Raw genomic sequence first — 20,568 nt, forward strand, 5'->3', positions numbered from 1 at the left:
GCTCGCCGATGCGGCGGGCCAGCGTCAGCAGCTCCAGGGTGGGCTTGCGGACGGCACCGTCCACGTGGTCGACGTAGACGAGAACTTCAGCCATGGGAATGCTCTCCTGCTTGCGAAAGATGAGGGGCGGTCGGCGAACGGAGGTTCAGCGAGACTCGGACGAGCCTCAGATGAACTTCTGGCCCGCGAGGAACTCGGCGAGCTGCTTGCCGCCCTCGCCCTCGTCCTTGACGATCGTGCCGGCGGTGCGTGCCGGGCGCTCGGTGGCGGAGTCGACCTTGGTCCAGGAGCCTTCGAGACCGACCTCGTCCGTCTCGATCTCCAGGTCCTCCAGGTCCCAGGACTGCACCGGCTTCTTCTTGGCGGCCATGATGCCCTTGAAGGACGGGTAACGCGCCTCGCCCGACTGGTCGGTGACCGACACGACGGCCGGCAGGGAGGCCTCCAGCTGCTCGGAGGCGGTGTCGCCGTCGCGCCGGCCCTTGACCACACCGTCCTCGACGGAGACCTCGGAGAGCAGCGTGACCTGCGGGACGCCCAGACGCTCGGCGAGCAGCGCCGGTACGACACCCATCGTGCCGTCGGTGGACGCCATGCCGGAGATGACCAGGTCGTAGCCGGCCTTCTCGATCGCCTTGGCCAGCACGAGCGACGTACCGATGATGTCCGTGCCGTGCAGGTCGTCGTCCTCGACATGGATCGCCTTGTCGGCGCCCATGGACAGCGCCTTGCGCAGCGCGTCCTTGGCGTCCTCGGGACCGACGGTCAGCACGGTGATCTCCGCGTCGGCATCCTCCCGTTGGCACTCCTCCGCGATCTGCAGGGCCTGCTCGACCGCGTACTCGTCGAGCTCCGACAGCAGGCCGTCCACGTCGTCACGGTCGACGGTCAGGTCATCGGCGAAGTGCCGGTCGCCAGTGGCGTCGGGCACGTACTTCACGGTGACAACGATCCTCAAGCTCACTCGTATCCCTTCGCAGTAATCAATGTCTGCCCCACCTGTGCGGAGACCTACCGAGCCGACCGGCTACGGCACGCTGCGGACCGTGCCGATGCACAGGGCTTCGGGGTTCCGTCGCGCCAGCGACTCCGAGCGCGGCTCCACCCTTCGTCAGCGACATCGGGCCGGACTCCACTCCCGCCGACCGCACGTCGAGCGCCAACTGACTCATGCACCCTTGGTGAAGCTCGATCATCCGGGTGCCGTCGACGGTCCTTCGCTCCCGTAAGCAGATTTCGCTCACCAACTCGGCGGAACGGGATGCTGCCCCGACCCTCCGCACGAGCACGCCCATTGCCAGCAAAGCATCACATTAACAGAGCCACAAGTGTTTGACTTTATCCTGTCTGCCATTATTCGACCAACGTGATGTGCGGCGCTCGGCCCTGAATCGCCATATGCTTTCCGTCCAGTCACCTGAAGTCCGATCACGCGACGGGCCCGGCGTCCTGTGCAGTGGCGACTGCCCCTTCGGCGAACACCCGCCGGGCGCACTGCCCGACATACCCGTGGCCGAATGGTTCCCGGCCGGCCACGGGCGGAAGACGGTATCGGCCGTGCCCAATGAACGGAGATGGGCGGCACCGGAGGCGTACTCCATGTTCGATGCTGCGGCGTTCGACGTCACGGCCGACGAGGTCTGGTGTCGGCAGGGCGGCCCGGTCCGCGATGACCGTGCGCTGATTCCTCCACAGCCATGACCCTGCGAGTCCGCTCAGCGCGTGAGACGGGAACGTGCTGACGATTGATCCGAGCGTCGACCCGCGCAGCCCCCGTAAGCGAACCCTCCGGGACGTCGTAGACGCGTCCGAAGCGCGGTGGAATCGCAGGGCAGCTTCAGCCGCGCCGACCAGCCTGCGCGCTCGACGACCTGACGGGTGTTTGCACGGCCCGCCAGCAGTGCTCGCACGCGGCCCTGCGTCCGAGCCCAGGCGCCCCGCCATGCCCTGGCTCTGGTCTCTAGGTTTCCCGACCGAGCCGCCGAGGGTCGACAGCGTGCTGATGGTTCGCCATCGCCGTGACAGTCGCGAGTCCCAGCACACCCGAACGGTCATACAAGTACGCGGACCCGGCCGCGATTCCGTCCGCCTCCACCCGATCCGCGGCGGCGAGACCGAGCTCCAGCTCGTCCGGCATCCGCGCGAAGGCAACGGTCACTCCGGCGTTGATGTACTCGAGTCCACGGTCACCCCAGTTGGCGACCACGCTGACGACGTCCGCGACACTCGCGGCAAACTGGAAAGGGGTGAGTTCCTCCCCTCGCACGATCGGCACCGGCAGATGCCACGTCTGCTTGCGCGCGGAATTCTGATGCTGCTCCCCTGATCCAGTCCAACCCACGTCCTCACTGAAGTAAAGCCGAGGCTCCGTGGTCAGGGGCGCGAGGCCGGCAGGCGGTGCCTCAAAGTTCAGCGGCCGACTCCACACCGCCCCGGGTGCCGCCTCCGAGTTCGCGACCATGAGGGCGCTCGCCCTTGCGACCGGGCGACCTTCCTGCTCCATGGTGGCATCGATCAGGCGAAGGCGCCGACCTTCCCGAATCACACTGGCCGATACCTCCAACGGAGCATCAGCCACTGGCCGGAAGATGTCGACGCTCCAGCGCGCCTGCCGCAGACCGGGCCGCGCCTCCACGTCCACACTCTTCTCGACAGCGCGAGCCAGGGCGCCACTGATCGCGATGCCACGCACTCGGGCCCGGCCCCACCCGCTGCGGGCGATCGGTTCAGGGACCAGAACGTCGCGTCCGCACTCGGACCGCACTTCGAAAAAGGCCAAGCTCATGGGAAGGCTCCTGTTGCTCCGCTTCGTCCGGTCAGGGGCATACGACTGTCGGGCGAGTATCGCGGGGTCGATCACAGACCGGAACCGTATGTCACCGGTCTTCATCCGGTTGAATTCGGCATACCGCGCGAAGCCGACGCTCGACACGATCAGGCCGGACGCCTCGGCAATGTTGGTAGATGCCTCCGCCGCGGACACCATCTGACAGTCGGGCATCCCCGGCCGTAGCGCGTCGTCCCGCTTGGACTCGGAGAGATCCAGGGCCCTGGCGTGCGCGCCGAGCGCCTGGGAGACATGAACGCCGACATGGCCCAGACCCGCCGAAAGCCGAGGATCGCGACGGGGAGCCCCAATCCGGCCTTCCAATGCCGAGCTGGTGAGTACATGGCGACAACCAGCGCACGAGGCAACTCGGGAACGAGGGAGACGAATACCTCACCCACGACGATCTTCCCACCGTAGCCGCGGGTGGTGCGGCGGAGACCGCCCGGCGTCCGGGCGTATCCACGCGCTTGCCGGACTGCCCGCTGCCGACGCGGCACTTGCCGCACCCACGGCACGAGCCGACCGTGCGGCCAGCCACGACCCCATCGCCCCGGAGCCAGCGGGAAGCCCGAGGACAGACTGCGCGCATGCTGGATACCCCCTGCCGAACGCTCCCGCAGACAATGTCAACGAGCACGTCACGCAGGGCAGGAGCGCAGCGTTCGTACGCGACGACGACGAGAGGCTCCCCCGGGAGCGCACGGCCGCCCATACCGACAACGCGAACTTCTCCATTGTCGAGCCATTACGGCCGGACACATCAATCTGCATACTGTCAGACAGTATCACGCACATCAATCACTCGATCGAATCAGCCTCTCTGCGGCACCCCCTCCCCGAACTGGGCCGCAGAACTGTAACATCATTGACGGATTGCGAACTATCATACAGCTTCAGTCGCGGCGGGGCGCATGCTGCCGTGGGCCTGGCGCAGCGCGCACCGCACTGCGCACATCGAACATCGGAGTGGAACGTGAAAGGCATCTTCCAACCCGACCTGCTGGTCGGCCGAGTGGCCTTGGTTACCGGCGGTGGCACCGGTCTCGGGCTCGAGACCGCGACGCTCCTCGCATCGCTCGGCGCCCACGTCGTCATCGCCGGACGACGAACCGAGGTCGCCCAGGAAGCAGCCGAGAGCATCGTCGGCCAGGGCCATCGCGCATCCGCGCTCCAGGTGGACGTGCGTGACTACCCGCAGGTCGAGGGCGCGATCGCCAGGATCGTGCAGGAGCAGGGCGGGCTGGACATCCTGATCAACAACGCGGCCGGCAACTTCCGGTGCAACACCGAGGAGCTCACGCCGAACGGCTGGCGCACCATCATCGACATCGACCTCAACGGCACCTTCAACTGCAGTCATGCCGCGTTCGAAGCCCTGTCCAAGTCGAAGCACGTCGGCCGGATCGTCAGCATCATCACGTCCTATGCCTGGAGCGGCTGGCCAGGCTGCGCCCCCGCAGCCTCGGCGAAAGCCGGGATCCAGTCGCTGATGCGGACCCTCGCCGTGGAGTGGGGCAACCGCAACATCCTGTGCAACACCGTGGCTCCAGGTGCCATCGGCGACACCGAGGGCGCGCGGCGCATCCACGAGGATGCGGGCCGCGGCGCACACGAACTCAGCCGCGTTCCCGTCGGCCGCTTCGGCAGCCGTGCCGATATCGCGGCTGCGGTGACCTACCTGGTCTCCGACGCCGGCCGATACGTCAATGGCACCGACCTGGTCGTCGACGGCGGACGCCAGTTCTGCTTTGGCACAGCCTGAGGAGAGTGACATGAGCATCGAGAACGTGATCGAGACCGAGCGCGCCGGCCACGTCGGCATCATCCGACTCGCCGACGAACGCAACCGTAATGCGCTCTCCAACCCGATGCGGTCGGGCCTCGCCGCGGCCTTCGCCGAGATGGAGGCCGACCCCGACGTTCGCGCCGTGTTCCTGACGGCAAAGGGCCGGGCTTTCTGCGGAGGTGGCGACTTCCGCATGATGCGCGACGAGAGCGACCCGTGGTCGTCCCACCAACGTTTCAAGCGGACCAGTCGCTGGCTGACCGACCTGCTGCGCTACCCAAAACCGATCGTCGTGGGCGTCAACGGCCCGGCCGTCGGTGGCGGCATCGGCATCGCGCTCATCGGCGACGTGGTGTATGCCGCTGAAAGCTCACGCTTCGTGTCCGGCTTCCTCCGGCTCGGCCTGATTCCGGACATCGGCGTGATGTACACATTGCCGCGCCTGGTCGGCATGGCTCGGGCTCGGGCGTTCGTCTACGGCAACGAGACCTGGACCGCCGAGCAGGCAATGGAGGCCGGCTTGATCGCCGGGACCGTCCCCGACGACGAGCTCGAGGCCCACTGCCTCGAGCGGGCCGAAGCCATGGCCGCGCTACCCGTCGAAGGATTCGGGCTGGCGAAGTGGCTCATGGAGCGCAGCTACGAGACCTCCCTCGAAGAGATGATGGTTCACGAGAACCTCGGCCAGTCACTCGCCTATTCGACCGAAGCGATGCGGGAGGGACTCGCCGCGGTCCGGGAGGGCCGCGACGCCGACTTCGTGGCGGCATCCGAGCGCGAACCAGCGAACCGGATCGCGCGTAAGCGTCTGTCAACCACGGATTACTGAGCCCTTCGGGTGACGACAGTCACAGCCGGTCGTCGCCAAGCGAGAGGCAGCCGTGGAAGCACCGCACACCGTGGGTGCGGTGCTAGGTGTCGGGCAGCCGACCGGACCATGAGCGCTCGGCCCAACCCAAGCCCGCGGTGGGCCTGGTCCCGAGTGACCCGAACTCGTCGAAGGCGAAGATCCGGTCGGGGAAGCGGTCGAGGATCTCGTCGATCCGGTCCGGGTTCGCTTCACGGCCGGGGGATTCCTTCCACATCCCGGTGTGCTGGAAAAGTGATGCCGCAGCGGGCGGGCAGCACAACGTCTCGCGGCCGCTCCGGATCACGAGGCCGTGGACTTCCCGCAGGTAGGGGACGAGCTCGCGCAGGGACCAGCGAGGGAGAAGCCGGCATGAGCTTGGTGGGGCAGGTGGTGGCCGTCTGGATGATTGAGCCCTCGTCCACAACACGAGCTGAAGGCGGCCGTAAGCAACCACTGGGCCCCACGAAGACATCGTCGCCCTCGTCCGCTGGCTCGGCTGAACTGAACCGGGATGCCTTCCGGAGACGGTCGTTACTGTCCTCCCTCACGGACCTCCATGGGCGAAGGCAACTCTGTCCGCCCGCATCCCGGTTTGAGGTAGGCGTCGTGCCGCTCACGTCCGGCGTAGACGGTGCCGGTCAGTGGTTGTCGCCTTGAGTCGGCCGCATCTTGCGGTCAGGGCCACCCGGTGGTCACGTCAGGAAGTGCCGTCGGCGATGTTGAACGCGGCGAACAGACTGGTGATGCCGTGCCGCAGGTAATCGTGGGTGCGGCACCCGGGCATGCCCGGCATCATCGGCACTACTGGTTGGGAGCAGTCCAGGGCCTCGGTTTGTGCCTTCTCGCCATGTACAGCGCTACCGCCTTCTCGGGCGGGTCGTGATACAGCCCGACCACATCGACGACCTTGTCGACGAAGTGCGGATCGGTGGTGAGCTTGAAGGTGTCTGCAGGTGCGACTTGAGGTCGGACCTCTTCCAGATCCGCCCGATGGTCGATTTGAGGCCCGGTGCGAGCGGTCATCGAGGCACGTGACCAATGCGTGCCCTTGGCCGGGGTGGACTCCAAAGTCGCCACGATCACATCCTCGACCTGGTCGAGCAGGATCGAGGGTGGTTGCCCCGAGCGCTGCTCGTCCTGCAGACCGTCGGGGCGCTCGGCGACGAACCTCGCCAGCCAGCGGTCCACTGTCGGTTGGTCCACACCCAGGTCGGCTGCGACCTGCTTGTTCGTCACGCCCCCGGCGCGCCTAGTCATCAACCAGGGATCGCTGGTTCGAATGCATCAACGCCGCAGTGGCCGCCTCCTTCGCGCGAATGCCGGACGGACGGAAATCGGCCTCGCAGCCGCAGATCGGCTTGAGTCGGAGAGGGTCACGACCGGCTCGGCATATCCGTACGACCGTTCGGGCGCGCACCGGAAGTGCCACACACACCAGATATGTCTGACAGCATACAAGTCGCACTCATTATTTATAATGTGAAAACTACTTGACATTAGCGGCTTGGAAACTCATCATGGCAATGTGATCAAAGTAATCCGAGGTGGCAGCGGTGCACCCTCAGCCCGCGCGGGCTCAACCTTCACCGGAGAAGTCTGGCGCGATGCGGTGATGCCACAAAGCGACGGCGTATCCGTCGGCAAAAACTTCTTCTCGCCGTGCGCCCGCACGTACTGGCATCACCATCCAGGCGGCCAGTTGCTGATCGTGCTGGCAGGCGAAGGGTTCGTGGCCGACGCCGACGGAGCCCATCAAGTCACTGCGGGCGACACCATCTGGACGCCACCGGGCGTGCGGCACTGGCACGGTGCCACCGCCACCCGATATCTGCTCCACACCGCGATCACGGTCGGCGGCGTGGAGTGGCAAGAGCCCGTATCGGACAACGAGTTCGACGCGGCTCATGCGACTCGGGCATAGCCGAAGGGCAAGGAACCACCGGTCTCACCCAGGTCGCTCCGCGAGCCGAACCTCCCGCTGCCGCCCTTCAACATCTCCACAGCCCTGAATGCCCAAACCGCCTACTTGTTCGGCGAGGCTGCGCCTCCGCGCCCGCCCAAAGGGTGCGATGGTTGATACCGCATCAATCTGCACTTATCAACCCGCTGGCCGATTGACTCCCACGGAATGTCGAAGGCAACTCTGCTCATGCTGATCAAGCAGATGACGCAGGGGCCCCGCCAGAATCCGCTGCAACAGCGCCTCTCGGCCCCACCATGACCGGACCCACCGAAGGCGTCTTCGATGATCCTTCCGATCCGAAGCAACGAGCTCACCGCGAACGCCGGGAATCCCACTTGCCGCTGCGCCCAGATCACCTGTGTGGGCCTCGGTGGGTGGTCGAGGGGTAGGCGTCCGTAGAAGTAGCTCTATTCACTGCCCTAAGCCCCTGACCGGAGGAGGGCGAGCAGTTGTGTCCTCTGCTGTCACCCAGGACCTCAACGGCATCATCGCGGGCGCAAGTGCGGCGTGGCGGCGAAATTCTCAATCCAGTCGGAGGACTGTACATGAATGAGGAGCACAGGCCGGTTCACAACAACTTCATCGGCGGAAAAAGCATCCCAGCAGTGTCGGGCAGGACGTTTCAGCGCTTCACTCCCTACGACCAAACCCTGGTTGCCACCTACCAGGATTCAGATGAGCGCGACGTCGAACTCGCTGTTGATGCCAGTCGAGAAGCGTTTGACAACGGCCCATGGCCACGGTTGTCGGCAGTTGAACGCGCCGCCATCCTCCATCGGGCGGCAGACCTGTTGCGAGAACGCGTCGATTCGCTCTCCGTGGTGCTGGCCAGCGAAGTCGGGCAGCCTGGGCAACGCGCGGCCGTACTCGAGGCTGCCGATCACATCGATTACAACGCTGCTCTCGCAGTGAGTCGGCGCGACGACGCGATCTACGGCCAGCGCCACGACGCGATCGGCATCGTCGCCAAGGAGCCCATTGGCGTTGTTGGGTCTCTCACCTCGTGGAACGTGCCGCTCTCGGTGGCGTACAAGACGCTTCCCGGCATTGCAGTCGGCTGCACCGCCGTCGTGAAACCGGGACACCAAGCGTCCGGCGCGGTCGTTGAGTTCGCCAAGATCCTTCAGGAGGCCAACCTCCCTGACGGAGTGTTCAACTACGTGACCAGCGCCCGGGAGAACGGAGCCATCGCCGGACAAGCCATCGCGGCACACAGCAGGGTGGACATGGTCACGTTTACGGGGTCCCACACCACTGGGCGGGCAGTCATGCGCGCGGCATCGGATTCCTTGAAAAAGGTCAGCCTCGAGCTGGGGGGAAAGTCACCCCACGTCGTATTCGCTGACGCGGAGTCCCTCGATGCCATCGCGGCGTCCGCAGCCAAGGGAATCGTCCGGCTCGCAGGTCAGTCGTGCCAAGCAGGTTCCCGGCTCTTGCTGCAGGAGTCGGTCAAGGACGAGTTCATGGAACTGCTCCTGGCCCACGTCGCCAAGGCAAAGCTCGGCAGTCCGTTCGACCAGAGCACCACCTGCGGACCGCTCGTCACCGACGAGCAGCGCCAGCGCGTGGAGAAACATGTCGCCGCAGGCCTACAGGAGGCCGCTCTGGTAGTTGGCGGGAAGCGGCCGGGCGATCCCGAATTGCGCAAGGGGTTCTTTTTTGAGCCCACGGTGTTCGACAACGTGCCCCCGAATGCGCGCATAGCACAGGAGGAAGTCTTCGGCCCGGTGTTGAGCGTCATGACGTTCAAGGATCTGGACGATGCCGTCAGCCTCGCGAACCAGACGGTCTTCGGGTTGGCGGCAGGCTGTTGGACCAGGGACATCGACACCGCATTGCAGTTCGGCAAGAGGATCCGCTCCGGGGTCATGTGGATCAACAGTTACCGTGACGATTCCGTTCTGAAGCACATGCCGATGGGCGGCTACAAGCAGAGCGGTGTAGGGCGCGAGCGCGGCCCGGAGGGCATGGATGCGTTTCTTGAACCGAAGAGCATCATGATCAAGCTGAGGTGACAAGCGACGAGGTTCCGTCAGGACTTGGCGAGTTCGGTGTTTCACAGATGGACAGGCGTGGCCGAACTCGCCGAAGGCCGAACGCAGACATGCTTGCCTGACACAGCGGACGTCATACCGGTGGCCACCCAACGGTTCTCTGCAGTCGTCGCTGGCCTAAAACAGCGTGCGAGCGATGAGGCACGGTGTCCGGACTGTTCAGTTCCGGACTCTCGGCATGCTGGAGGAGTTCGTGACTGGGCCGGCTGAACAGGTTGCACTGGGCAGCCACGTGACGGTCGCCAGCGTCTTGGCCGCGGTCGTAGTGGGCTCTCGCGCCTTACGACTTGTCAGGGAGACGAAGGGCCCACACGTAGCCGACGGCAGCCATCCGCTGGTTCTTGACCATGCGGCTCACCACCTTCGCCGAGACCGTCGTCCAGCCGTACCCTGTGGGCAAGCCCCAGGACCCCACCCCTACGGAGGCTGCCGAAGCCCTGAAAGGGCCCGGCCTCGACGCGGCTCCCGCACGGCCATGGACCACCGGCAGCAATGTCTGACCTGGTCCGCGAACAGCACAAGGCCGTCCGCACTCTGCTGGAACAAGGCATCCGCGAGGATCGCCATGAACGGGCCGCCGGCCAGGAGCAGGACCAATCCGAGTTGTCGCGCTTGGGTGATGTCGGCGCAACTGCCCGGCCGGGCCGCAGAACAGCCCGCGCCCCTCGGCGTCCGCGAGGGCCATGGACTTCACGGCGGGTCTTTCCGGAGACTGAGTTGTCCCGGTCCGTCCGGCCTACGGCCGGGCGCCGCACGCGGTTCCCCGTGCTGTCGATGATCCTAGTCCGACCGCCGACGCCCAAGTACCCGGTGACCTCAGCGGGAGTACGCAGCCGGACGTCCGGCACAACGGTGCATCCCCGCTGCGCCAGCATGAGCCGTACCTCGCTGATGGTGCGCGTGATGGTGGACCCGGTCCACGCCGAACCAGCAGGCCAGCACGTCGTGCATGGTGCCATGACGCAGACGGACGCGGCCAGCAGCCGGTCGACGAAGACGGCCTTGTGCTTCGCCCCGGCTCCCACCACCCGCCGACGCGGCCGAGCCGTCAGGCGTGCCCGATGTCGTTCGTGCCACAACGGGCATACGTCGGCAACGAGTTCAGCGATCGCCCTCGCCGGCAGTCCGGTGATCCGGCACTCCTGCCAAGATCACCCCTCACACCCCGGCCCTCGTCATACACATTTCGACAAGCTGACCGAGCTACTTTTCGGGATCTCCAATTGTGACGCCCGCGAGCTGCTCATAGATGGTGACGAGCGCGGTCGCGTCCTTGCCTCCGAGACCTGCGGCACGCCCCATCTCGAAGATCTGCTTGCAAACGTTTGGCAGAAATAGGGGGACATGGAGCGATGAACCCAATGCGGTCTCAAGCTCGAGGTCCTTGTAGGAGATGTCGAGCCGAACGCCTTCAAAATCTCGCTCGATCATTCGCTTGGCGCGGTACTGAAATGCTGGACTGTTTCCGGTTGAGCGGCCAATGACGTCGAGAATGACGTTGGGATCCAGACCGGCCTTGACGCCGAGAACCATGCCCTCGATCGCAGCAATCGAGTTTACCTTGTACATCATGTTGTTAACGAGCTTCATGGCTAGCCCGCTTCCGAGCGGACCCACATGGATGATCTCTGATGTCATCGCTTCGAGTACCGGGCGGCACGTTTCGAGCACGGACTGATCACCACCGACAAAAGCGCGCAGTGTCCCGTCCTGCGCCCCCTTGATCATGCCTGAGACAGGCGAGTCGATGATGTCGATCCCCCGCTCGGCCAACGCCCCCTGAATTCCTCTCACCGCCATGGCGTCAACGGTGCTCATACAGATGACGATGTCTCCCGGTCGGGCTCCGTCGATGACACCGCCCCGCCCGATCGTGACATCCTGGGTCTGCTGAGTCGTGTCGACCATCGTGATCACGACACGCGACCGCTCGGCAACCCTCGACGGCCCTTCCGCAGCCTCGGCCCCCAACTCGGCCAGTTGCTTGCACTTCTCCGGGTCGATGTCGTACACGACAAGACCGTGCCCTGCTGCCAGGATGTTTCGCGCCATCCCACCACCCATCTTCCCCAGGCCGATGAGTCCGACGGTCGAGCTTCGCATGGAGTCTGCCATCTATCTTCCTCCGCAATCAGGCGCCTCAGCGCACTGGTCAAATCCGATAGGTCCGGCGAGCCGTTTCACTGAAAATGGCTTTCTTCTCAGCAGGTGAACACTCAGCCAGAACCCTCTTGTACGTGTTCCACAGGGTTCCGTAGGTGCAGCCCGCCTTGTCCACAGGGAAGTTGGACCCGACCATGCACCGGTCCGCTCCGAATGCCTCGACAGAGCCCTCGATAAACGGACCCCAGTGTGCGGCGAGCTCCTGTGACGTAGGCGGCCTATCGGCCACACCGAAATCGAAATTGGCCAGGGGCATCAGCAGCCCGCCCATTTTCACGGTGACGTTCTCGCATCGCGCAAGCTCCCGCATCCCTGCCAGCCAGGCCGCCCGGACCTCGGTTTCGCGGCCCGCATAGCTGCTGTGACCAACAGGACTTCCGGTGTGGATGAGCACGATGCTCGCCTCCGGCACCGCCCTCGCCAGCGCTGTGACATCAGACAGTTGCGGATGAAATATGCTCGCTTCGAATGTCAATCCGCGAGCAGCGACCTCGGCAAGTCCGGCATGGAAGGCCGGCTCGAGGAAGAGCCCCGGGCCGTTCGCACTCACCGGCCCTCGCACAGCGGGATCCGGATCCCATTTGGCACGCTGCCTGACACCACGGAACCGGCCGTTGGCCGCCTCAACGTGCGCGTCAAGGAGCTCGCCCACCGTAGGGCCGTCGAGCAGGTCGGCATAGCCGATGACGCCGGCCGCGATCCGGGACCTCGTGTACTTGCCGCTGGCACCGATCGCGGACATGCCGACAGCGAACTCAGTCTCGCCGACCGGCCGAAGGTGCGGCGGCCCGTCCGCTCTGTACATCGAATTGCACTCAACGTAGATTGACGCCTCTACGTAGTGGCCGCTCGATTCCACGTCACGGGCATATTCCTGCGCAAAATAGCAGTATCCGGATGCGTGGTGCCACAAATGGACGTGACCGTCGACAATCGGCAGGTCCGGTTCGATCGCCGACTCCGGCAGCGCCTTCGCCAGCCACTGCTCCTTCGGTGGTTGAGTACGACTGAAATCAGTCTGGTTCTGCACGCTTCTCTGGCTGTTGTCAGACATCGCTATGCCGTCCCTCCGCGATGTGCGATGTGGCGGCTTGGCCAGTCGCGTCATGTTGAGCTCTCTTGCGCCGCACGCCGCTTACCACCTGAGCCAAGATCACAACTAGGCCCAGACCGAGGATCGTTGCTGAGACTGGCCTGCTTACGAAAATGGTCGGGCTGCCGTCGGACATCAGGAGCGAAGTACGGAACGCCTTGTCCAAAATGGCACCGAGAATGAACGCCAGTACGAGAGGGCTCGGCTCATATCCCGCCTTGCGGAGGAGGTAGCCGACCAAGGACGCGACCACGAGGACGATCATGTCCGTCGTACTCGAGTTCAGCGCGTAGACACCGATCAGGCTGACCAGGACCGTCGTCGCCGCAAGGATGCCCGGCGGGACTCGAAGCAGCTGAATGAACACGGCAACCAGCGGGATGTTCAGGGCCAGCAGCATGATGTTGCCGATGAACATCGAGGCGATAACCCCCCAGAACACGTCGGGATGGGCATCGACCAGGTCTGGTCCAGGCGTGATTCCCTGCATCATCAGGGCGCCGAACATGAGCGCCATGGCGGCGTTCGCTGGGATTCCGATGGTCAGGAGCGGCACGAAACTGGACGTCGCACCAGCGTTATTCGCTGTCTCCGGAGCAGCCACACCCTCGATCGCTCCCTTGCCGAAGCGGCTCGGATCCTTGGCCCAGCGCTTCTCAACGGCGTAGGAGATCATCGAGGAGAGTGTTCCGCCCGCACCGGGTACCAAGCCGACAGCCGTGCCAATGGCGGTACCTCGGCCAATCGCCCCAGTCGACTGGCGCAGGTCAGAGCGAGTCGGCAGAGCTCTCCCGATCTTTTCCTTCCCGAGCGCGATCGGTTCGCGATGCCGGAGGTTGTGAAGAATATCGCCGACACCGAACAGGCCCATCACGATGGGTACGAAGTCCAGCCCTCCCAAGAGATCCACGAAGCCGAAGGTGAAGCGCGGTTCCGCGGAGATCGGGTCCTGGCCGATGGTCGCCAGGAGAAGACCGACCCCGGCCATCACCAATGCTTTGGCCGTTGAACCGCTGGCCAGGACGGTGACCAATGCCAACCCCAGGATCCCCACGGCGGCATACTCGGGCGGCCCGAATCTGGAAGCCACCGACGCCAGCGGGCCCGACACGACCACGAGCGCCACGCTTGCCACGATGCCGCCCACGAATGAGCCGATGGCCGCGATGCCAAGCGCTGGACCGGCACGTCCCTGTTTTGCCATCGCGTGACCGTCGATCGCGGTAATGACCGAGGTCGCTTCGCCCGGAAGATTCAACAGGACGGACGTGATCGTCCCGCCGTACATCGACCCGTAGTAGATGCCGGCGAGCATGATGACTGCAGTGCTCGGATCAAGGCCGAACGTCAAGGGAAGCAGCATGGCAATGGTGGCTCCCGGGCCGAGACCCGGGAGCACGCCGATCACCATCCCGATCACTACGCCGATGCCGACGAAAAGCACATTGGTTGGTTCGGTCGCTACCTCGAGTCCGCGAAGGACTCCATCCATGGTCGACATTCCTACCTCACCAAGAATGCATCAACAGGCAGCGGCAGTGCCAGCAGTTCAACAAACAGCACATAGCACGAGACAGCCGAGGCAACGCCGGTGAGAACGGACGTCTTCCACGTCGAGCCCGCTACACAACGAAGCCATGCTGTCACAAGGACGACCGAGCTCGAGAAGATGCCGATCTGCTCGAAAAATGCCGCGAAGAGGCTCAGCAGGCCCAGTGCAAGCAAGACGCGCTTGAGTTCGCCCGACTGGAGCCCTTCGAAGGCTGACTGGTCGGTCAGCGCTGTCACCACACCGGCAACAACAGTGAGCGTCGCCGCGAGCAGGGGCCACAGGCCGGGGCCTGGTCGCGAGTCGACCCACACTCCCAGCCGAACGGATTCGATCGCCGCAGCAAGACCGATGAGCGCCGGAACGATGCCGACGATGCGCGACCCCCACTTCGATGGCCGCGGCGCATCATCGCCGGACTGTTCGTCTGCCAACTGTGGGTCTGTCAACTGAGCACTCACTTCGTGATCTCCTCAAGCCCGGAAACGAGCTCGTTGAGCTGCCTGGTCAGCTCCTTCCGATCAACCTGCTCCTTGGGAACCCATTCCTTTCCGACCCGAGCAACAACATCCGGGTCGCTGACACACTTCTTCGTAGCGGCCTCAAGCTTGTCCAGGATGTCGGCCGGGGTGCCGGCTCGAGCGGCCAGGTAGAAGTCCGACCCAACGCTGGGCAGCAGATCTTCGTACCCGAGATCGTCGAACAGGGGGACATCAGGAAGATACGAAAGCTGTTCGTTGGCCCCGACCGCGAGAACACGAAGGTCTCCTTTCTTGACCTGCGCGAGCGATCCGGGATCAAGGGTGGCGTAGGACGCATCCCAGTCACCGCTGATGACACCACGAGCCATGTCGGTGGCCGACTGCACTGGCACCTGCTGAGTAGGGATGCCGTACTTCTTGTCCAACTGCTTGAGCATGATGCCGGGCAGGCTGCTCTCCCCCACCGTAGCCACGGTGAGGGGCTTCTTGGCTTTCTTGGCCGCTGCGAAGAAGTCCTCGGCGTCCTCATAGGGAGAGTCAGGGCTCACAGCCAGTACATACGGCGAATACAGCACACGGCCCACAGGTTCAATGTCGTCCGCGGTGTACGTCACATCACGGACCGTCAGCGGAGCCAAGGCGACCGGGCTGCTGGGAACAAAGGCGAGGGTGTAGCCGTCGTCCTTGGCCTGGACGAACTTACTGGTCCCGACAACACCACCGCCGCCGTCCTGGTTCTCGAGCACCATCGGCTCGCCGAGCTCCTCCTCCATACACGGCGCGAAGGCTCGCGCCGCCAGGTCAGTGGACCCGCCGGCCCCGAACGGAACGATCCACTTCACGCTTCTCGTCGGATAGTTCTCGGCGGCCCCGCCGTGCGTCTGCGCGCAGGAGGTGACTGCAACGATCATGCCACCGGCACACGCGGCCCCTGCCCAGCGAGCAATCCTCGTGGATCGTGCGGCTTTGATCTTCGAGTCCACGTTCGACATGGCTGGTCTCCTTGCATTATTTCGCCAACACGCGATCGGGTTGCCTGGAACTGGAGGGGTGGCCGCATCCGGCCCCTGTGACGTTCCCTACTACGCCCCTCAGAGTGTCGGACATTTGCCCAGCTGGTCAAGAGTTCGCAGACCGTTCATCCAAGACTTCCCATCGCCTGGGCACCTGCTCCGTTGGCGTCGCCCGCGGCCCTTCCATAGCGGTCGACGTCTGCGAGCCGAGCTCACCGTCTTGTTCGCTGCGCCCGAGCAGGTCCCAGCGCCTATCGAACAACGGGCAGTCGAGGTCGCTCCAGTGATCTTGAGTCCGCCTGGACAGCGATCTCCGAAAACGCATCCGCGTCAATGCGGAGGAGTGCGATTGCCGCGCGACGGGAATCGGCCGGATGGCGTTCCGCGTGATGGTGTAAGCGATCACCGTGCGGGTGAGCGCGGGCGGGTGCCCGGGCATGCATCCGGCGACACTCTCCTCCCTGCGCGTGAGGCAGGCCACTGTGCAAATCTCCCTGGTGAACGGCCAGTTGGTGGGTGGAGGAGATACGCGTAATAGCCGCCACTTCACAGCAGAGCGTGACGCTCAAATACGGTGAGTATGCGTACGCTCCGTGATCTGCCCTGGCCCCACTACCGGGATCGTCGCTGTTTATGGTGGCCGCTGTCAGGCGGTCGGGCGTGGGGCGGTTGGTGTGGCGTCGCTGGAGCGGACGGCGTATCCGAGGTTCAAGAGGCTGATCTCGGAACGGGAGTTGCGGGAGTACTTCACGCCGTCGGCGGAGGAGACGGCGTGGGCTCGTGAACGTACGCATGACCGCCCGGGCCGGGTCTTGGCGCTGCTGGTGATGCTGAAGTCCACTGCGCGGCTGGGCCGTGTCCCCAAGATAGGGGAGATACCCGAGGTGGTCGTGGCCCATGTACACGATCAGGCGGGGCTCGGTGCGGGGACGGTGCCAGAGGCGGATTCCGAGCGGAGTGAGGAGCGCTACCGGTCGGCTGTACGTGACCGGCTGGAGTTGAAGTACCGGCCAGGTGAGGCCCGCGCGGTCGCGGAGGCGGCGATGCGGGCGGCGGCGCCGGTGAAGGCGCACACCGCGGACCTGGTGAATGTGGCGTTGGAGGAGCTGGTCCGGCAGAAGGAGCAGCTGGAGCTGCCCGCATTTTCCACCCTGGACCGGATGGCTTCTCGTATCCGTTCCGAGGTGGAAGCCTCGCAGTGCCAGGCGATCGTCGCGCGCATGAGTGACGCGGCGCGGGAGCGGATCGCGGGCATGCTGGAGGTCGTCGAGGGCGAGTACCAGAGCCTGTTCGCGTGGATCAAGCAGCCCGCCCGGCGGGCGACGTGGTCGCGGTTTAGGGCCCATGCGGAGCGGATGGAGAGGGTGGACGGGCTGGGGGATGCCGTCTTCTGGGTGGGGAAGACACCGTCGGCGAAGGTGGCCGCGCTGGCTGAGCAGGCGAGGGTGCTGTCGGTGGGCGAGATGAAGGACATCGCCGAGCCCCGCCGCACCGCGATGACCGTGTGCCTGCTCGCGCAGGTGCAGGCGGCGGTGCGGGACGAGACCGTGGTGATGCTTTCCAAGCGCATGTCCCGGCACCTCAAGCGGGCCCAGGAAGAGCTGCTGGAGATCGAGAAGCGGCAGAAGGAGACCACCGAGCAACTCCTGGCCACCTTCCGGGACGTGCTGACCGCCCTGCGCGGCAGCGGCGAGGCCGCTCCTGGCGGGTGGGAGGGGGAGGCGTCGCTGGATGACCTGCTGGCGCTGAAGAACGCCCGGGCTGCCATCGAGGCGGCGGGCGGGTTCGAAGCCCAACTGGCGGAGCTGGAGGCCCTGGACGCCTACCGGGGCAGCAACTACACGGCACTGGTAGAGCGCTTCTTCAAGCCGGACCGGCCGACCATGTTCAAGATCGCCCGCCGTCTGTCGTTCACCGCGACCTCGACCGACCGCAGCGTGCTGGACGCGCTGGACCACGTCCTCGCCCACCAGCACCTCACCCGGCCCCTCATGGCGGACACCCATCCCACCCGCAAGGACGAGAACGGGGAGTCGGTACGGCTGGACCTGTCGTTTGCGCCGAAGATGTGGCTGAAGACCGTCTACTCCCGTGAACAGCCGGGGATGCTGGTCCGCCGCCATTTCGAGGCAATGGTGTTCGCCTGCCTCGTGGAGGAGCTGCGCTGTGGCGATGTCGCCGTGATCGGCGCCGAGGACTACGGTGACTGGACCCGCATGCTCCTGCCCTGGGAGCAGTGCGAGCCCAAGCTCGCGGGCTTCTGCGAGCAGGCCGGCCTCCCGGCCACCGCGAGTGAGTTCACGGTTCGGCTGCGCGAGCGGCTCACCACGATCGCCGAAACCGTGGACGCCGGCTATCCGGACAACAAGGACCTCACCATCGACCTGGTCACCGGCGTCCCCTCTCTTGCCGTACGCAGAGCAGGCGAGCGCACCGCCTCTGCGGAGAAGCTGGAAGAAGCTCTCTCCGAGCGTCTTCCAGCCCGCAGTGTGCTGGAACATCTGGCGCGGGCGGCGCACTGGACGGACTGGTGGAAACGGCCCGGCCCGCGCTCGGGCAGCGAGCCAAAGCTGAAGGAGCCCCTGCCGCGCTATGTGACCACCGCGTTCGTCTACGGCTCCGGGCTCGGCCCCGCCCAGGCCGTGCGCCACATGCGGGGCAGCGTGGCGGCGCACGAGCTCGGCGCGATCGCGAAGCGCCACTTCACCATCCCGGTTCTCAACCGGTGCGGGGCCGATATTGTCAACGCCCACATCGGCCTGGACCTGACGGCGGCGTGGGGTGACGGGTCGGTGGCGGCGGTGGACGGCACCATGATGGACACCGTCATCGACAACCTCCTCGCCGAGACCTCTATCCGCTACGGCGGCTACGGCGGGATCGCCCACCATCTCGTCTCCGACACCTACGTCGCGCTCTTCTCCCGGTTCATCCCCTGCGGGGTCTGGGAGGCCGTCTACCTCATCGACTCGCTCCTTGCCAACGTCGCGGAGGTCAAACCGGACACCGTACACGCCGACACCCAGGGCCAGTCCTTGCCTGTCTTCGGACTCGCCCACCTGCTCGGCATCGACCTGCTGCCGCGGATACGCAACTTCCAGGACCTCACCTTCCACCGTCCCGACCCGCAGGCGCGCTACCAGCACATCGACGCACTGTTCTCCGCTGATCCGCGCACCCGCATCGACTGGCAGCTCATCGAGAACGGATGGAGAGACCTCATGCAGGTCGGCCTGTCGGTACGGGAAGGCACCGTGTCCTCCATCACCCTCCTACGGCGCTTGAACAACCACTCCCACAAGAACCAGATCCACAAGGTCTTCCGCGAGGTCGGCCGCGCCGTCCGGACGATCGTCCTGCTCCGCTACCTCTCGGATCCACAACTTCGGGAGCAGATCACCAGAGCGACCAACAAGGCCGAGGCCTACAACGGGTACACGAAGTGGCTGCACTTCGGCGGCGACGGCTACCTGCGCTCCCGAACTCCAGGAGAAAGCCGTCAAGTTCCTCGACCTGATGGCCAACAGCATCATTTTCTCCACCACCGTCGACATGACCGATGCACTGCGGCAGATGACCACCCAAGGCTTGGAGCCGAACCCCGACGACATCGCCGCGCTCAGCCCGCACCGCCGGGACAACGTGCTCCGCTTCGGCGACTACGACACCGCCACCCTCCACATCCCACCCGGCCCATATGACAGCACCCTGCGCCTACGCGCGAATGTCGTGTGACCGGGGCGTGGACCTGCGAGCGTCAGACGGGCTCAAGGAAAGTCGGGTTGCCATGCCTGCATCGCAGGTCGAACGATGGCGCCTTGTGACGAAAGCAGGAAAGAAGCCCATGTCACCTCCCTGATGGACGCGCTGGGCTGAGCCAAGGCGGTCCGGGGCGCGGCCCCGACCTCATCGTCGCAACCGGCCTGACGGCATCGAACAAAGGATGGCGAAGTCCCGGCACAAGAAGCCGGAGAACGTCCGCCGCTGCCTCAAGCCCTCCCCCGAGGCGATCTCTGAGCTGACCAGCCTGCTCGCCCCCGGCGACGCCCGCCGTTGACCGCCTGCGCCGGGCAAGGTGGGGCTGGCCCGCAGGGGCGGGGCGCTCAGCGCGGAATCACCCAGCCCGGTGCCCAGGTCCCGGCGGCGTCGTGGCCGGCCGTCGTGGCGGCGAGGTAGGTGCGGAGGGTGGCCAGCGCCGGGTGGGGGTTGTCGCGGTGCCAGAGGAGCGAGTGCGGGTAGACGGGCGTCGGGTCGGTCACCGGGATACGGCGCAGGCCGTGGTCGGCGGGCCAGATGAGGCGGGTGGGCTCGCCGATGAAGGTGGCAAGGGCCGGTGTGTCGGCGATGGTGTCGAGGAGCGCGTCGGTGCCGAAGTTGGGGCCGGTGGCCTCGATGGTGAGGCCGAACTCGGCGACGAGGTCGTCGTAGTAGGCGGCCCACTCGGTGCCGGGGGCGATGCCGGGCATCCAGATCCGGTGTCCGACGAGTTGGGCGAGGGTCACCGACCGGGCGCCCGCCAGCGCGTGGGCGGGGCCGGTGAGGAGTTGGAGCGGCTCGTCGAGCACCCGGACGGAGGCGATGTCCTCGGGAAGGGGTCGGCCGGGCGCGGCGACGGCGCGGAAGGACGCGTCGATCGCACCGGAGCGAATGGCAGTGACGGCCGTCTCGATGTCGAACAGCATCATCACGTCTAGTGTGATGCGCCTGAAATGGCGACTCTAAATCTGTATGCTTTTTTCATGGCGTCTCGGGGTCCTCGTGCTGTCGAAGTCGTGCTGTCCGTCG

At 65.4% G+C, this 20,568-nt stretch carries 14 protein-coding genes and 4 pseudogenes; 7 read left to right on the forward strand and 11 right to left on the reverse strand.

Annotated elements, in window-relative coordinates; all coding sequences use genetic code 11:
* The 3 genes and pseudogenes from ABT300_RS29320 to ABT300_RS29330 form a co-directional block, all read right to left on the reverse strand.
* A pseudogene (locus ABT300_RS29320) lies at positions 1-94 on the reverse strand (electron transfer flavoprotein subunit alpha/FixB family protein); the annotation flags it as partial.
* A 72-nt stretch (positions 95-166) separates the two neighbouring features.
* Positions 167-964 carry an electron transfer flavoprotein subunit beta/FixA family protein gene (locus tag ABT300_RS29325; RefSeq protein WP_351681802.1) on the reverse strand — a complete coding sequence of 266 codons (798 nt, stop codon included), beginning with the start codon at positions 962-964 and terminating at the stop codon, positions 167-169.
* Between the two features lie 996 nt (positions 965-1,960).
* The gene (locus tag ABT300_RS29330; RefSeq protein WP_351681804.1) at positions 1,961-3,151 is read right to left on the reverse strand and encodes an acyl-CoA thioesterase domain-containing protein; all 1,191 of its coding nucleotides are present in this window, start codon (positions 3,149-3,151) and stop codon (positions 1,961-1,963) included.
* Positions 3,152-3,803: 652 nt separating this feature from the next.
* Here ABT300_RS29330 and ABT300_RS29335 point away from each other — a divergent pair.
* Both ABT300_RS29335 and ABT300_RS29340 read left to right on the forward strand, forming a co-directional pair.
* Positions 3,804-4,592 (forward strand): SDR family oxidoreductase, encoded by a 789-nt coding sequence (locus ABT300_RS29335; RefSeq protein ID WP_351681807.1) that lies wholly within the window; start codon positions 3,804-3,806, stop codon positions 4,590-4,592.
* A gap of 10 nt (positions 4,593-4,602) precedes the next feature.
* The gene (locus tag ABT300_RS29340) at positions 4,603-5,445 is read left to right on the forward strand and encodes an enoyl-CoA hydratase/isomerase family protein (RefSeq protein WP_351681809.1); all 843 of its coding nucleotides are present in this window, start codon (positions 4,603-4,605) and stop codon (positions 5,443-5,445) included.
* 82 nt (positions 5,446-5,527) lie between these two features.
* On the opposite strand, the gene ABT300_RS29345 is transcribed toward ABT300_RS29340, so the two are convergent.
* Complete coding sequence (locus ABT300_RS29345) at positions 5,528-5,701, reverse strand: hypothetical protein (protein ID WP_351681812.1); 174 nt, start codon at positions 5,699-5,701, stop codon at positions 5,528-5,530.
* A 566-nt stretch (positions 5,702-6,267) separates the two neighbouring features.
* Positions 6,268-6,702: a helix-turn-helix domain-containing protein gene (locus ABT300_RS29350; RefSeq protein WP_351681814.1), complete on the reverse strand. Its 435-nt coding sequence runs from the start codon at positions 6,700-6,702 to the stop codon at positions 6,268-6,270.
* 289 nt (positions 6,703-6,991) lie between these two features.
* Here ABT300_RS29350 and ABT300_RS29355 point away from each other — a divergent pair, with 289 nt between their 5' ends.
* From ABT300_RS29355 to ABT300_RS29365, 3 genes are all read left to right on the forward strand, one after another.
* Positions 6,992-7,387: a cupin domain-containing protein gene (locus ABT300_RS29355; protein WP_351681816.1), complete on the forward strand. Its 396-nt coding sequence runs from the start codon at positions 6,992-6,994 to the stop codon at positions 7,385-7,387.
* 587 nt (positions 7,388-7,974) lie between these two features.
* Positions 7,975-9,444, forward strand: coding sequence for an aldehyde dehydrogenase family protein (locus tag ABT300_RS29360; RefSeq protein WP_351681819.1), 1,470 nt, complete (start codon positions 7,975-7,977; stop codon positions 9,442-9,444).
* A gap of 386 nt (positions 9,445-9,830) precedes the next feature.
* On the forward strand, positions 9,831-9,983 hold the full coding sequence (locus ABT300_RS29365; protein ID WP_351681821.1) for a hypothetical protein: 153 nt from the start codon (positions 9,831-9,833) through the stop codon (positions 9,981-9,983).
* Between the two features lie 703 nt (positions 9,984-10,686).
* Here ABT300_RS29365 and ABT300_RS29370 read toward each other — a convergent pair.
* Genes ABT300_RS29370 through ABT300_RS29390 form a run of 5 tightly spaced genes read right to left on the reverse strand, consistent with a single transcriptional unit; the run spans position 10,687 to position 15,762 of the window.
* Positions 10,687-11,598 (reverse strand): NAD(P)-dependent oxidoreductase, encoded by a 912-nt coding sequence (locus ABT300_RS29370; RefSeq protein ID WP_351681823.1) that lies wholly within the window; start codon positions 11,596-11,598, stop codon positions 10,687-10,689.
* A 37-nt stretch (positions 11,599-11,635) separates the two neighbouring features.
* A complete protein-coding gene (locus ABT300_RS29375; RefSeq protein WP_351681826.1) occupies positions 11,636-12,700 on the reverse strand; it encodes an amidohydrolase family protein in 1,065 nt (354 codons plus the stop codon).
* Positions 12,693-14,231, reverse strand: coding sequence for a tripartite tricarboxylate transporter permease (locus tag ABT300_RS29380; protein WP_351681828.1), 1,539 nt, complete (start codon positions 14,229-14,231; stop codon positions 12,693-12,695). Before ABT300_RS29380 ends, ABT300_RS29375 begins: the two co-directional genes overlap by 8 nt.
* 11 nt (positions 14,232-14,242) lie before the next feature.
* Entirely contained in the window at positions 14,243-14,749 is a 507-nt protein-coding gene (locus tag ABT300_RS29385; protein WP_351681831.1) for a tripartite tricarboxylate transporter TctB family protein, read from the reverse strand.
* Entirely contained in the window at positions 14,746-15,762 is a 1,017-nt protein-coding gene (locus tag ABT300_RS29390; RefSeq protein WP_351681833.1) for a tripartite tricarboxylate transporter substrate binding protein, read from the reverse strand. The genes ABT300_RS29385 and ABT300_RS29390 overlap by 4 nt, the downstream gene beginning before the upstream one ends.
* Positions 15,763-16,457: 695 nt before the next feature.
* On the opposite strand from ABT300_RS29390, the pseudogene ABT300_RS29395 reads away from it, so the two are divergent.
* Positions 16,458-19,518, forward strand: a pseudogene (locus tag ABT300_RS29395) (Tn3 family transposase).
* Between the two features lie 208 nt (positions 19,519-19,726).
* Positions 19,727-19,840, forward strand: a pseudogene (locus tag ABT300_RS29400) (site-specific integrase); the annotation flags it as partial.
* 46 nt (positions 19,841-19,886) lie between these two features.
* Here ABT300_RS29400 and ABT300_RS29405 read toward each other — a convergent pair.
* Positions 19,887-20,483, reverse strand: a pseudogene (locus ABT300_RS29405) (LysR substrate-binding domain-containing protein); the annotation flags it as partial.
* Positions 20,484-20,568 lie beyond the last annotated feature (85 nt).

The organism is Streptomyces sp. NPDC001027, assembly GCF_040299045.1.
Lineage (GTDB): Bacteria > Actinomycetota > Actinomycetes > Streptomycetales > Streptomycetaceae > Streptomyces.